General features: G+C 35.6%; 16 protein-coding genes. 6 read left to right on the top strand and 10 right to left on the bottom strand.

The genetic code is table 11. From position 1 onward, the window contains the following. Positions 1 to 12: 12 nt before the first annotated feature. From spoVAB to dacF, 8 genes are all read right to left on the bottom strand, one after another. Positions 13 to 429: a stage V sporulation protein SpoVAB gene (gene spoVAB / locus ABH960_RS09925; protein WP_016092269.1), complete on the bottom strand. Its 417-nt coding sequence runs from the start codon at positions 427 to 429 to the stop codon at positions 13 to 15. Further along, positions 422 to 1,042 (bottom strand): stage V sporulation protein AA, encoded by a 621-nt coding sequence (locus tag ABH960_RS09920; protein WP_002067040.1) that lies wholly within the window; start codon positions 1,040 to 1,042, stop codon positions 422 to 424. The genes spoVAB and ABH960_RS09920 overlap by 8 nt, the downstream gene beginning before the upstream one ends. 116 nt (positions 1,043 to 1,158) lie before the next feature. After that, positions 1,159 to 1,260 (bottom strand): methionine/alanine import family NSS transporter small subunit, encoded by a 102-nt coding sequence (locus ABH960_RS09915; RefSeq protein ID WP_002094424.1) that lies wholly within the window; start codon positions 1,258 to 1,260, stop codon positions 1,159 to 1,161. Continuing rightward, positions 1,257 to 2,783, bottom strand: a complete 1,527-nt coding sequence (locus ABH960_RS09910; protein ID WP_404444791.1) for a sodium-dependent transporter — start codon at positions 2,781 to 2,783, stop codon at positions 1,257 to 1,259. The genes ABH960_RS09915 and ABH960_RS09910 overlap by 4 nt, the downstream gene beginning before the upstream one ends. Positions 2,784 to 2,919: 136 nt before the next feature. Next, positions 2,920 to 3,678, bottom strand: a complete 759-nt coding sequence (gene sigF, locus ABH960_RS09905; RefSeq protein WP_002014922.1) for an RNA polymerase sporulation sigma factor SigF — start codon at positions 3,676 to 3,678, stop codon at positions 2,920 to 2,922. A gap of 12 nt (positions 3,679 to 3,690) precedes the next feature. Further along, positions 3,691 to 4,131 carry an anti-sigma F factor gene (gene spoIIAB / locus ABH960_RS09900; RefSeq protein WP_001243400.1) on the bottom strand — a complete coding sequence of 147 codons (441 nt, stop codon included), beginning with the start codon at positions 4,129 to 4,131 and terminating at the stop codon, positions 3,691 to 3,693. Continuing rightward, a complete protein-coding gene (spoIIAA, locus tag ABH960_RS09895; protein ID WP_002088460.1) occupies positions 4,132 to 4,482 on the bottom strand; it encodes an anti-sigma F factor antagonist in 351 nt (116 codons plus the stop codon). A gap of 165 nt (positions 4,483 to 4,647) precedes the next feature. Next, positions 4,648 to 5,838, bottom strand: a complete 1,191-nt coding sequence (gene dacF / locus ABH960_RS09890) for a serine-type D-Ala-D-Ala carboxypeptidase DacF (protein ID WP_002088461.1) — start codon at positions 5,836 to 5,838, stop codon at positions 4,648 to 4,650. Positions 5,839 to 6,004: 166 nt separating this feature from the next. On the opposite strand from dacF, the gene ABH960_RS09885 reads away from it, so the two are divergent. Genes ABH960_RS09885 through ABH960_RS09870 form a run of 4 tightly spaced genes read left to right on the top strand, consistent with a single transcriptional unit; the run spans position 6,005 to position 9,384 of the window. Further along, entirely contained in the window at positions 6,005 to 6,424 is a 420-nt protein-coding gene (locus tag ABH960_RS09885; RefSeq protein WP_002033900.1) for a GntR family transcriptional regulator, read from the top strand. Further along, the gene (locus tag ABH960_RS09880; protein WP_404444785.1) at positions 6,390 to 7,271 is read left to right on the top strand and encodes an ABC transporter ATP-binding protein; all 882 of its coding nucleotides are present in this window, start codon (positions 6,390 to 6,392) and stop codon (positions 7,269 to 7,271) included. The genes ABH960_RS09885 and ABH960_RS09880 overlap by 35 nt, the downstream gene beginning before the upstream one ends. Further along, positions 7,261 to 8,301, top strand: a complete 1,041-nt coding sequence (locus ABH960_RS09875; RefSeq protein WP_404444782.1) for an ABC transporter permease — start codon at positions 7,261 to 7,263, stop codon at positions 8,299 to 8,301. Before ABH960_RS09880 ends, ABH960_RS09875 begins: the two co-directional genes overlap by 11 nt. 12 nt (positions 8,302 to 8,313) lie before the next feature. Continuing rightward, positions 8,314 to 9,384: an ABC transporter permease subunit gene (locus ABH960_RS09870; RefSeq protein ID WP_078180690.1), complete on the top strand. Its 1,071-nt coding sequence runs from the start codon at positions 8,314 to 8,316 to the stop codon at positions 9,382 to 9,384. Positions 9,385 to 9,426: 42 nt separating this feature from the next. Here the strand turns inward: ABH960_RS09870 and ABH960_RS09865 are convergent, their stop codons facing one another. Continuing rightward, entirely contained in the window at positions 9,427 to 9,972 is a 546-nt protein-coding gene (locus ABH960_RS09865) for a hypothetical protein (RefSeq protein WP_113937134.1), read from the bottom strand. A gap of 100 nt (positions 9,973 to 10,072) precedes the next feature. Continuing rightward, on the bottom strand, positions 10,073 to 10,492 hold the full coding sequence (locus ABH960_RS09860) for a MarR family winged helix-turn-helix transcriptional regulator (RefSeq protein ID WP_002088468.1): 420 nt from the start codon (positions 10,490 to 10,492) through the stop codon (positions 10,073 to 10,075). Between the two features lie 160 nt (positions 10,493 to 10,652). Between ABH960_RS09860 and ABH960_RS09855 the strand changes: the two genes are divergently transcribed. Beyond that, positions 10,653 to 11,324: an SIMPL domain-containing protein gene (locus tag ABH960_RS09855; protein WP_002138209.1), complete on the top strand. Its 672-nt coding sequence runs from the start codon at positions 10,653 to 10,655 to the stop codon at positions 11,322 to 11,324. Positions 11,325 to 11,458: 134 nt separating this feature from the next. Beyond that, entirely contained in the window at positions 11,459 to 12,748 is a 1,290-nt protein-coding gene (locus tag ABH960_RS09850) for an NCS2 family permease (protein ID WP_002033892.1), read from the top strand. The last annotated feature ends 114 nt before the right edge of the window (positions 12,749 to 12,862 follow it).

Raw genomic sequence — 12,862 nt, 5'->3', positions numbered from 1 at the left:
ATATATTGCCTCCTACTTTACGAAATAAATCCAGTGAAACAACGAGCCTATTACTTTCCCAAGTACAAGAGCAACGAGTAAAACAATAATTTTCTCCTCTACCCTTACTCGTTTCGCTAAAATAGGTAAAACGTTTAACACTTCCGTTAACGCCGCAGCGAGCATTCCAATGAATGTGCCACAAAATATCCCTAATATAACAAGCCAATATTGTGACGTTTGAAATGTAATATTTTTCAAACTACACCAAGCCCCTGTTAAAGTACCTGCAATGACCGCCCACTCAAAGTATTGAATATGCTTTCCACTTCTCGTTAATTGAGCTAAACGAGGGATTATACCAAGTACAGCTAAAAACGCGACATATCCGCTACCTACTGCAATCCCTCCAGCTAAGCCAATTAATACAACAAATGCACACTCAATCATCAGCAATCTGTTTCATATTATCCTTGTTTTCATGAACAATTACATATTGATCAAGCGACTGCTGATATTGAAACATCTCAACTTCTAACGGGCTCGGCTCTTCATTAATTCTCTTTTGAAATACATGATTAAAAAATAAGACCATACCTAATCCAAGACCTAATGAATAAGGAATTTGAAATAAAAGTGGTTGCGCCTTAAATTCTCCAGTAATCATGTAATATAACCGTTGGTGTACTTGTTGCATACTTACATCTTCATGGAAATAAATGATCGCAAGGGCCGCTCCAATGAAAAGTAACAACCATACAAGTCCGAAGAAAACCGGATGCACTTTCTTTTTTTCATATATAATTTCAACAAGAGTTTGTCCAGAACCAAGTAAATTAATTTGTATGTGAGCCGCTTTTTGTTGAATAATCTCAATCACTTTCATAACATCAATTACAACATGTGTTTTATCATGCGCTGTTATTTTGTAGACTATTTCATTTTGTAACAACTCAACTACAAAAGAATCTCCGGCAAGTTGAGCAACATCGCTCAGCTTTACTTCATACGTAGGAGACACTTTTAAGCGATTGCGCATTTTAATATAAATCGTTTGTTCCAATTTTCATTCACCCCTTCACTCTTCCTCGTAGTTGTAGTATGGTTATTGGAATTTTTTCTAATACAATTTTTTCATAAAAAAAACATCTGTACCATTTCGGTACAGATGTTTTTAGCTTATGCCTTTTTCTTAAATAAATTTGCAATACTTAATGCAAGTCCTCCCCAAATGACTACCATACCTATAACCATCATCATAATCGCTGATCCACTCATCATGAAACACCTCGGTCCTTCCATTCTTTTTCAAGCTGGACAGAGTCTGAATGTATTTGTGCATTCCATTTCTTCAGACTAATGACTAGTGCAACTATAAGAAACGCTGCCGCTATCGACCAGCCATACGTTACAACAAACTCTGTTGGATAACCTCCGTAGTTCTTTTTAATGTTTTGGATTGTACCATCAATTAACATATACCCTAACATAAGTGGAGTAATAACGAGTAAACTCACTCTCCAAAACGTTCCTAACTTTATATCAGATACAAAGTTTGCATGATTTTGATAAACTGGTAAACGGCGCAAGATTAGTCCTATTGTAACTACTTCAACGAGTGCAATTGTAATCAATCCAAAATTGTTAGCGAAGTAATCAACAACATCTAGGAACATAAGTCCACCACGTGTTGCAAAAACAAGAGAAACTAATACTAATAGCGTTCCCATAATTCCAATCGTCTTTTGACGACTCAAGCTGAATTTTTCAGATACAGCGGCAAAGCATACTTCTGCAAGTGAAATGAGTGATGTAATTCCAGCAACAGTTAGAGATAAGAAGAATAATACACCAAATAACGGCGACATCGGTAACTCATTAATAATTTGCGGGAATACTACAAATGCAAGTCCTACACCAGCACTAGCTACTTTATCAACCGGTACCCCCATGTTATTCGCCATAAATCCAAGAGCTGCAAAGACACCAATACCTGCCAATAATTCAAATCCTGAATTTGCAAATCCTGTAATAAAAGCATTATTTGTTGTATCTGAGTTTTTCGGTAAATAACTAGAATACGTAATCATAATTCCGAATGCTAAAGATAAACTAAAGAAAATTTGACCGTAAGCAGCAAGCCATACTTTCCCATCAAAAATACGACTCCAATCTGGTTTAAAGAATGCATCTAGCCCCTGCATCGCACCTTCCATCGTCACTGCACGAACAACGATAATAAGGAACATAACAACTAGTAAAGGAATAAAAATGCGGTTAACAACTTCGATTCCTTTTTTAACTCCTTTAAACGCAACACCAAGCACAATAATCCAAACGAGAGCTAACGGAATTAATACTTCTGGTACGAGCCCCCCGAATTGTCCTGGCTTATCTGCAACATGTAAATATTCTTTAAATAAAAATGATTGCGTGTCTTTCCCCCATGCTCCAGTAATTGCAAAGTACGTATATGAAATAGACCAAGCAATGATTACAGCGTAATATGTTGAAACAATAAATGTCACACACATTTGCCACCATCCAATAAATTCAGCACGTCGATGAATACGGAAGAATGTAAGTGGCGCCGAACCACGATGACGATGCCCAAGAGTAAACTCGAAAGCTAACAATGAAATACCAGTCGTTAATAATGCAAATAAGTACGGTAAAAAGAATGCGCCTCCCCCGTTTTCATACGCTGTATAAGGAAAACGCCATATATTCCCTAGTCCAACAGCGGAACCGATTGCTGCAAAAATAAATCCAGCCCTCGTTCCCCATTGTTGCCTCGTTTCCATGTTTCCTTCCCCCTTTGTGACAAGTTCATACTTGGATTATAGTTTAAATTAACTAAATTATCAATAAATTCTGTAAATTTAAGCGGTAGTTGGAATCTTCTCCTTTTCGTGACAATAAAAAAAATCGAATAGATAGCTATTCATCTATTCGATCTTTCATCTGTTTTAATATTTTCTTTTCAAGTCTTGAAACTTGTACTTGCGAAATGCCTATGCGCTCCGCTACTTCTGATTGGGTTTGGTCTTTATAATAGCGCAAATACACAATTAGCCTTTCTCGTTCATCCAATTCTCTAATTGCTTCTTTTAAAGCAATTTTATCAAACCATTTCGTTTCCGATTGATCTGCAATTTGATCTAAAATAGTAATTGGATCTCCATCGTTTTCATACACAGTTTCATGTATCGACGAAGGAGCACGACTCGCTTCTTGCGCCAGAACAACTTCTTCCGGCGTTAGTTCAAGAGCCTGTGCTACCTCATTAATCGTTGGAGCCCTTCCAAATTCTTTCGAAAGCTCGTCTCTCATCTTTCGGACTTTGTTTCCTGTTTCTTTTAAAGATCTACTTACTTTCACTGATCCATCGTCACGTAAAAATCGTTGTATTTCACCGATAATCATTGGAACTGCATATGTTGAAAATTTCACGTCGAAAGATAAATCAAATTTATCTACCGATTTTAAGAGCCCAATACATCCAATTTGAAATAAATCGTCTGGTTCGTATCCTCGATTAAGAAATCGCTGTACAACCGACCATACGAGACGCATATTACTTTGAACGATTGTATCTCTCGCTTGTTGATCTCCATCTTGACTTTTTTGAATTAACGCTTTTAGCTCGTGGTCCTTTAACTGAGGTTTCTTCTTCTCATTTCTGACCTCTATGTCCATTGGCTATTCTCCTTAATTGCATAGAGCGTTACTATTTGATAAGTATTTTGTCAAATGGATTGTTGTCCCGAAAGATTCGTTTGAAATAACTTCTACTTCATCCATAAAATTTTCCATGATAGTAAATCCCATTCCGGAACGCTCTAATTCAGGTTTAGTTGTAAAAAGGGGTTGTCTTGCTTCATCTAAGTTAAAGATACCAATCCCTTCATCTCGAATCGTGAGTTTCACCATCGCTTCTTCCAAAATCACTGAAATATAAACAACACCTTCTGCATTTCCTTCATACCCATGAATAATTGCATTTGTAACCGCTTCTGACACAACTGTTTTAATCTCTGTTAGTTCTTCCATCGTCGGGTCTAATTGCGCAATAAAAGCAGCTACCGTAACACGAGCGAATGATTCATTCTGACTTAACGCTGAAAATTGAAGGTTCATTTCATTTCTCATCTACGCCACCCCCAACGTCGCGAGCGCATGCGCTTCACTTTCTTCTAAACGAACAATTTTGAATAGACCTGACATTTCAAATAAACGTTTAACGGGCGGTGAAATTGCACAGACAACCATCTCTCCACCTAATCCCTTTACATGTTTATATCGGCCTAATATAACGCCTAAACCAGAACTATCCATAAACGTTAAGTTCTCTAGGCTCAAAACAATATGATGAACACCATGTGTCTCAATCATATCTGTAACTTTCGTTCGCAACTCTTCAGCAGTATGATGATCTAACTCGCCCTCTAGCCTCACACATAAGACGTCACGTTTTACTTCTAAATGCATGGAAAGACTCACACGATTTCCTCCTTATGCTCAAACTTTACTCATTAACATAAGATTTTCGTGATATAAAATCAGAATCCTTCCTACTGACAAAAGAAGAACTATTTCGTCATAAAGTGAAACCTTTCAGCAATTATTTCAGTAAATACGAACAGAAAAACATCAAAATTCCCGCCGCTATTTTGATGTTGAAAACATCCCAAAACTTCTTTTAAATAACTCCCACCAGCTCGCTGCCTCAACATCTTCTTTCGCTACAATTGTTTGTTTTAATAAAACATCTTTATCTCTTTTAATAACAAGTGTGCCAAGTGCATCACCTTTTTTAATCGGTGCCTTCACTTTCTTTTCAGCAATCACTTCTTGTTTAACTTTGTCCATATTTTCGCCCTTCTTCATAAGAAGAGACACATTGTCTGACGCAACTAAATCTACTTTTTCTTCCTTACCTTTTCCTACTTGTACAGTCTTAATTTTCTCACCACGTGTATATAATTTCTTTGTCATGTATTGTCCAAATGCATAATCAAGAAGCTTCGTTACTTGATTGTTCCGCTCTTTTGATGTAGGTGCTCCCATTACAACTGAAATAACACGCATACCATTTTTCTCAGCCGATGCCGTTAAACAATATTTCGCTTCTGTCGTAAAGCCTGTTTTCACTCCATCTACTCCAGGATAAAAACGTACTAGCTTATTCGTATTAACAAGCCAAAACTTCTTATCCGTATTTTCACGTAAATAGTCTTCATATTTACCTGTGTATTTTCGAATAAGTGGATACTTCATCAACTCTTTCGCCATAATAGCCATATCATTCGCTGTAGAATAATGATCTTTCGCCGGGAGACCTGTCGGATTTTGAAAATGTGTATTTTTCAATCCTAGATCTTTCGCTTTTTTGTTCATCATATTTACGAAACCTTCTTCTGAACCAGCGATATGCTCAGCTACTGCAACAGATGCATCATTTCCAGATGCAATTGCAATGCCCTTTAACATTTCATTTACAGTCATCTCTTCCCCAGGTTCTAGAAAAATTTGTGATCCGCCCATTGAAGCTGCGTGTTCACTCGCTCTAACTTTATCGTTTAGTTTTAGTTTTCCTTTTTCAACTTGTTCCATAATTAATAGCATTGTCATAATCTTTGTCATACTAGCAGGTGGTAACTTTTCATTCGGATTTTTATCAAACAAAACTTTACCTGTATCTTGTTCAATTACGATCGCTGACGACGCTTGTTCCGCTAACTTCGGCGTGGTTTCTTCTGTTTTTTCCTGCTTCGTTTTCTCAGATTGTGCGAAACTAACTGAAGTACCAGAAAGCAATAACATGAAACAAACAAGTATTCCAAAAACTCGCTTCATGACTAACCCTCCATTCTATATCAAACTTATTTTTTCCAATTTATACATTTTTAATACCATATTTTTCTATTATTTTCAGTTGACAAATAAATTCATTGCCTATATTGTATTAAGTGTATTACACGTAGTAGTACACTTAATACTCATCAGGAAGGAGACATTGCTCTTGCATATTCAACTTGATCCAAGAAGCAACACTCCGATATGGGAACAAATTGTTCAAAATATAAAAGAGCTCGTACTAAAAAATATGTTAGCTCCAAGTGATAAGCTTCCTTCTGTACGTGAGCTTGCTTCTTTGCTCGTTATAAATCCAAATACAGTAAGTAAAGCCTATCAAGAATTAGAGCGACAAGGGATTATTGAAACATTACGAGGAAAAGGAACATTTGTAGCCCAATCGATTACCCCAACATTAGACGAAAGGAAAATCGCTATGGTTGAAAAGCAATTTCATCAATTATTACTAGAAGCCTCTTATCTTGGGATTACGAAAGATAAAATTCACGATTGGATAGATTCATACTATAAAGAGATTGGAGGAAATACAGATGTTGAAAGTGACAAACTTGAAGAAAACAATTGATAACCAAACGATTTTAGACGATGTTTCTTTCACATTACAAAAGGGTAGTATCGTCGGATTACTCGGAAGAAACGGTGCGGGGAAAACAACTTTATTACGAACGATGGTCGGCATTTTAGACCCCGATGAAGGAACTGTTACATATGAGGATACAGATGTTCATAAGCATCCTGAAATTAAACAAAAAGTTGTATACGTTCCAGATTCTACCAACACACTGAACGGATATACTGTAAAAGAAATCGTAAAGTTTTATAAAGCAGTTTATACAGCATTTGATGAACAATATTTTTATGAAATATTAGAACGTTTTAATTTACCAAACAAACGCATTCGTAGTTACTCAAAAGGAATGAAAGCACTGCTTGCGATCATTTTAGCTTTCGCTGCAAAAGCAGAATATGTCATTTTAGATGAACCGACAAACGGACTTGATCCTATCGTTAAAAGACAGATTCTACAATTTCTCGTTGAAGAAGTAGCAGAAAAAGAAATTACAATTTTCATCTCCACTCACCATTTAGATGAAGTTGAAAAAATTGCCGATACAATCATTATTTTAAAAGGACATACAGTAGATTCTATTACATCACTAGATGATGCAAAATCACAATTTGCTAAAGTCCAAGTTGCTTACGAACGATCACTACCTCAAAAACTAGAAAACTTAAGCAATATTAAAATATTAAACCAAACAGGAAAAGTATATACGATTTTAATCGAAGGAAATGTTGCTACAACGCTTGAAAAGTTTTATAAAGAGCAACCAATACTCATTGAAGAATTAACAATGTCACTTGAAGATGTCTTCGTTACGACACTTGAGGAGGATGGGTATGTTTCATAAGGCGTTGTGGATGTGGAATTGGAAGCGCGGGAAATATGCTGTACTAATAATGTTTTTAGTATCTATGTATGTTTTCCCTTATAAATACTATAAGGCATCCCAAACCCAGATGGATTTTTTCTATAAATATAACCCAACAGGAGAGTTTTATTACGACTATTACTTCTCAGATTACAATTCCATCATTATTCTCTCTATCATTGCACTAGCTTGCTTAATGATTGGATGGGAACGTAGCAATTTGAAGTTGAGTGATTCTTTAATGGTAATGCCTTTTAAACGTAGCACCATCTTTTTTTCAAAATGGTTATTTGGCATTATTCACATTGTTACATGTCTTTTACTATGCTGGGCTCTAATGTACCTTGTATATAGAACGACAATTCACTTTGAATTTCAATCATTCAACTTTTTCCATAGATATTTTTCCTATGCAATAATTACTTATATCGCTCTCTATACTACAGCTTTGTGTATCGGAACTTTTACAGGAAGTATCATTTCTCAAGGTACCTTCTGTGTTCTATATTTAATTAAAGGGTTTGGAATTTTTTCTTTGCTCTTCTCTTTTTATAATGCACATTTAAATATGGATACAGAACATTCTTCAAATAAATATGAAGCAATCTATCATTTAAACCAGCAAACCGAAATTCTTGCTCCCATAAAAAATTTTCATATTCGATATAATTATGATATGAGGAACCAACCAACTAAAAAGGAAGGACCTGTATTCTATGACTATAGTTCTCCTAAAATATTACTAGTACCCATTCTATATACAATATGTTTCTTATTACTGGGGGTTATTTTATATAAGCATTCACCTAATGAAAATAATAAGAAAGTATTTTCATTTCAAAAGAAACAAAAACTATGGATTGTCGGGACAACTTTCTATTTTGCTTTAATCGGTGGGAGCATGTTACACTATTTTGATTTGATATTTAGCTATTATTTTGGGCTAATTTTATTTGGAACCCTCAGCTATTTTGCACTATCACGCCTTACAAATTATAAAGTTTTATAAAGGAGAGATCCTATGTTTCAAAAAGCATTATGGTTACAAAGCTATAAACAGGGAAAATATTTCATTTGGCTTTTTTGGATTACTAGCTTCTATACACTATCTTATAAATATTATTTAGATGCTGCAAAATCCTTTCATTTTTCACAAACTATCACGAAAAAAGTTAATTATCATTATCAATATTTCCTTAGTCCTGAAGACCATTTATTTATACAGGGAATTGTAATTATTGCATTAGCATGTGTTCAAATTGGTTGGGAGCGCCATAACCAAACCATGGATGCTTTATGGTCAATGCCTTTTAAACGAAGATATATATATCTTACAAAATGGTTATTAGGGGTATTCAATATTATTGCTGTCTATGCAATAAATTGGGGACTTTTCGCAATTTTAAAAAAGACGACCTTTCATAATAAATACCAGTTATTCTCACCATTTCATTCCTATTTTCTTTATACAGTCATTGTATTAATTGCTATTTATACTTTGACATTATTCATGGGAACAATAACTGCTAATATACTTTCTCAAAGTATATTCACTGGTATTATGCTTATTTTACCATACGGATTGGCCTTACTTTTGGCTGGTTTTATTTCAGTTCACTTGTACGAAACTCATGAGAAAACTTATAAAATTGAAAATCAATACGTATCAATTTCATCACATATAAGTATACTTTCACCTATTGAGGACTTAGAGATTAGATTTGATTACGATCCACAATCAGCTTATACAGATAAAAACGGAAAACGCATAAACGAACCTAATTTTTCGAAAATACCTTCTGCTTGGAAATTATTAACTCCAATTGTGTATATACTTATCTTATTACCTTTAGGTACCTATTTATATACACAATCGCCTAATGAACAAAACGGTAAGTTGCTTTTATTCTCAAAGCTCTACAAGCCTTTTATAGCATGTACTGCATCTTGTTTCGCCCTATTTGGAGGTCGCATAATAGGAGGTATACAATCCATTATTGGGTATTATATTGGGTTCGTTGTAATTGGTCTAATTTGCTATATCGTGTTATCACGCTTATTAAAGAAAAAGATTTCTTGGGGATTAAAATAACAAAATGTAATTTTTTAATAAATAACCTCCTTCAAAAGGAGGTTATTTCACATTCTCTCTCCTATCTCCATACCCCCTCTCTTCTTTCATCCCAAACCCATCACCATTTTGTACAATTTGCTCTGTCGGTGCGACTACACTTTCAGCAATTTTCCATTCCCCGCGCTCTTTCACAAATACTTGCAGAAAATAGTTCATACCATTTAATTGATACGCATTTTCTTTTTTTACATTATAGTGCACCGCAATGTAGTGCACTTGAATATTTTCTTTCCCTGCTTTTGATACGTATTGCGATAATCTTGGAATGTACATTGATGCTTTCTTAAATGGTAATTGCTTCGCTTTAACGAGCGATGAACTTGTTACATTACGCAAAGTGTCCTGATTACGAACATTATCGCTATGATGAAATAATACTGCGTTTTGCATAGAACGAACCCATAATTTCGAATACAGGACAGTATTATCGTTTTCAATGTACTTCACTTCTTTTTGCACCACTTGGATAGGGGTATCAGCGTACATGAATGTATGAAAGCAGAAAAAACTTCCAAGTAAAATGGTAAGTGCAGCAATATATTTCATAATCTTTCCTCCGATCTGTTTAATTAAAGTATCGGAGTTTCAAAATATTTTTATTCAAAAGAAAAAGGATAGGAAAGCTCTCGCTTCCTATCCTCATTTATTATAATACGCGGCCAAATAGTTCTAAAACCATTTCTATCTCTTGGTCGCTCCAACCTTTAAATTTCTCTTTATAATATTCTTTACGCACAGCTTCAAGCTTTTCAGTTACTTCTCGTCCGTTTTCAGTAATTTCTAAGTATACGATACGACGGTCCGAATTTGAACGTTTTCTTTCAACAAACCCTTTTCGCACGAGACGATCTGTTACAGCTGTAATATGACTGGAGGTTACGTTTACTTCACTCGCAATTTGCGAAGCCATCTGTGGACTTTTTAAAAATAACGCACGTAATACAGAGAATTCATTATATGGCATATGCTCTGAAAAACGTGTATTAATATCATTTTGTAATAAACGTATCATCTTTCGAAATGATGCAGATAAATCTAAAATCAGTGTTTCTCTATTTTCGTTCACTAGCCTCGTCCCTTTTTTATCATATTTACACATATTATAATCTATAAATACCTATATTGTATATGCTTTCTTCCCTCAACATTCTCATTTATGTAACTTTTTTCATAAGATTTTCTTTTTTGTTCACACATATACATATAAAAAAGGATGGTGAGCATAAATGCAAAGTGGAATGAATCCGTATTTACATAATATCCGTACGACAAATACTGGTAAAGAAGCTACTATTACTGTACAAGGAGAAGGCATTATAAAGGCAAAACCAAATGTTGTCATATTAACACTGGGCATTCGAACAGATAGTAAAAATGTAAAACAGGCGCAAGAAGAAAATGCAGTGCAATCGAAACAATTGCTTGATGCACTCAAACAGCTAGGTATTGCCGATAAAGATATAGAAACCATTTCTTATACAATTACTCCTCAATACGAATATGTAAATGATAAAGCATTACTACAAGGCTACCGTGTGGAGCATTTGTATGAAATTACCGTTTTAAATGTGCAAAAAGCAGGGGAAGTATATGATATAGCCGTTACAAATGGGGCAAACGTAGCAAAAGGATTACGTTTTCGAATATCTCATCCAAATAAATATTATGAGCAAGCTCTCATTCAAGCTCTGCAACAAGCAGTAGACAAAGCTCGTACAATTGCGAGTACCTATAATTTAAATATTAATCCTGTTCCCCTCTCACTCGTTGAAGAATCTGCCCAATTACCACGGGAGATCGCATCATATGCTACTTTGCATGCGCAAGCAGCTCCGCCCATTCAATCAGGAGAACTAGAAATCATTTCATCTATCCGGGCAATTTTTACGTATTTATAAATAAACTCATTTATAAGTAACCGTTATCATTTTCGTTGTTGTAAAAACATGATGTTCTGATATAATAAAGGACGGTGAGCTCTTACATAAGAGATATCACGGGTGGGAGAGGGATATGAAAAAGAAGGTTTAACATGAAAGGAATACTTGAAAGAACATTTAAATTAGACTTACACCAAACATCACCAAAACAAGAAGTTTTAGCTGGAGTCACGTCATTTTTCACAATTGTTTATATTATGATTGTAAATGCGTCAATCTTATCAGATGCCGGCATTCCTCTTGAGGCAGGAATTTTGGCAACTGTTTTTAGTTCATTTGTCGGATGTCTACTCATGGCATTTTGGGCAAATGCACCTGCTATTCTTGTCCCTGGTATGGGTGTAAATGCATTCTTCACGTACACTGCTGTGCATACGCTCGGTTTAACTTGGCAAGAAGCATTGGCAGCTGTTTTTATCGCCGGTATTATTTTTGCAATTGCTGCTTTTACACCGATTGCTCGCGTGCTTTCGGTATCGATTCCAAAGTCATTAAAGGAAGCGATCACTGTCGGTATCGGGTTGTTTTTAGCTTTCATCGGCTTGCAAAAAGGTGGTTTAGTCGTTTCGCATCCTAATACTGCTGTTGCAATGGGAAAATTAAGTAGTCCTGTCGTTCTTGCCACACTACTTACTCTTATTGTCGCACTTGTACTATTTGCGCGTAACGTACGTGGAAGCTTTTTATGGACGATTGCAATTGGAACTGGTATTGCATGGCTGTTTGGTCTTGTTGATACGAGTCAAATGGGAAATAGTTCGTTTTCATTCGCTAATTATGGCGATGTGTTTGGAGCTATGTCATTTGGGAAACTTTCTTCCTTGCCATTTTGGATTGCAACATTCTCCTTAAGCATGGTGCTTATTTTTGAGAACATGGGACTTTTACATGGTTTATTAGAAGATGATCGTAAATTCCCACGTGCTTACCAAGCAAATGCAATTTCAGCAATGACATGTGGTCTATTTGGCACAAGCCCTACCGTTTCAACAGTAGAGAGTGCCGCAGGTATTACTGCAGGCGGAAAGACAGGTCTGACGTCTATCGTTACAGGGTTGTTATTCTTCGCATCACTGTTTGCGCTTCCGTTTGTCAAAATAATTCCTGACAGCGCCATTGCACCAATCTTAATTATTATTGGCGGTCTGATGATTACAAGCATTCAACAAATTCCTCTGAACGACTTTTCAGAAGGATTTCCAGCGTTTTTAATTATCGTTATGATCCCGCTCACATATAGTATCGCTGATGGCATTGCGTTCGGATTTATTGCTTATCCTATCTTGAAAGTTGCACTTGGAAAGCGTAAAGAAGTCGCACCGTCCATGTATATTATTACATGCTTATTCTTAGCCATGTTCGTATTACACGCTATTGGCTAAGAAAAAAACACCGAGGAAATGAAGTGAACCCCGAAAACGGGACACATATCAAAACACCTAAACCATCTGTTCCCTAAATTCTTTAGGGGATAGGTGGTTTAATTTTTCTTGAAT

This window comes from Bacillus sp. RC252, from assembly GCF_044909215.1.
GTDB classification, from domain to species: domain Bacteria; phylum Bacillota; class Bacilli; order Bacillales; family Bacillaceae_G; genus Bacillus_A; species Bacillus_A mycoides.
This window is presented reverse-complemented; position numbering and strand designations above follow the sequence as displayed.

What these genes read in the sequence shown, in the direction of transcription:
- ABH960_RS09870 (WP_078180690.1), top strand. Translation starts at nt 8,314, where the DNA reads ATGTTTCAAAAAGCATTATGGTTACAAAGCTATAAACAGGGAAAATAT.
- ABH960_RS09880 (WP_404444785.1), top strand. Translation starts at nt 6,390, where the DNA reads ATGTTGAAAGTGACAAACTTGAAGAAAACAATTGATAACCAAACGATT.
- ABH960_RS09855 (WP_002138209.1), top strand. Translation starts at nt 10,653, where the DNA reads ATGCAAAGTGGAATGAATCCGTATTTACATAATATCCGTACGACAAAT.
- ABH960_RS09910 (WP_404444791.1), bottom strand. Translation starts at nt 2,783, where the DNA reads ATGGAAACGAGGCAACAATGGGGAACGAGGGCTGGATTTATTTTTGCA.
- ABH960_RS09850 (WP_002033892.1), top strand. Translation starts at nt 11,459, where the DNA reads ATGAAAGGAATACTTGAAAGAACATTTAAATTAGACTTACACCAAACA.
- spoVAB (WP_016092269.1), bottom strand. Translation starts at nt 429, where the DNA reads ATGATTGAGTGTGCATTTGTTGTATTAATTGGCTTAGCTGGAGGGATT.
- ABH960_RS09875 (WP_404444782.1), top strand. Translation starts at nt 7,261, where the DNA reads ATGTTTCATAAGGCGTTGTGGATGTGGAATTGGAAGCGCGGGAAATAT.
- ABH960_RS09915 (WP_002094424.1), bottom strand. Translation starts at nt 1,260, where the DNA reads ATGATGAGTGGATCAGCGATTATGATGATGGTTATAGGTATGGTAGTC.
- sigF (WP_002014922.1), bottom strand. Translation starts at nt 3,678, where the DNA reads ATGGACATAGAGGTCAGAAATGAGAAGAAGAAACCTCAGTTAAAGGAC.
- ABH960_RS09865 (WP_113937134.1), bottom strand. Translation starts at nt 9,972, where the DNA reads ATGAAATATATTGCTGCACTTACCATTTTACTTGGAAGTTTTTTCTGC.
- dacF (WP_002088461.1), bottom strand. Translation starts at nt 5,838, where the DNA reads ATGAAGCGAGTTTTTGGAATACTTGTTTGTTTCATGTTATTGCTTTCT.
- spoIIAB (WP_001243400.1), bottom strand. Translation starts at nt 4,131, where the DNA reads ATGAGAAATGAAATGAACCTTCAATTTTCAGCGTTAAGTCAGAATGAA.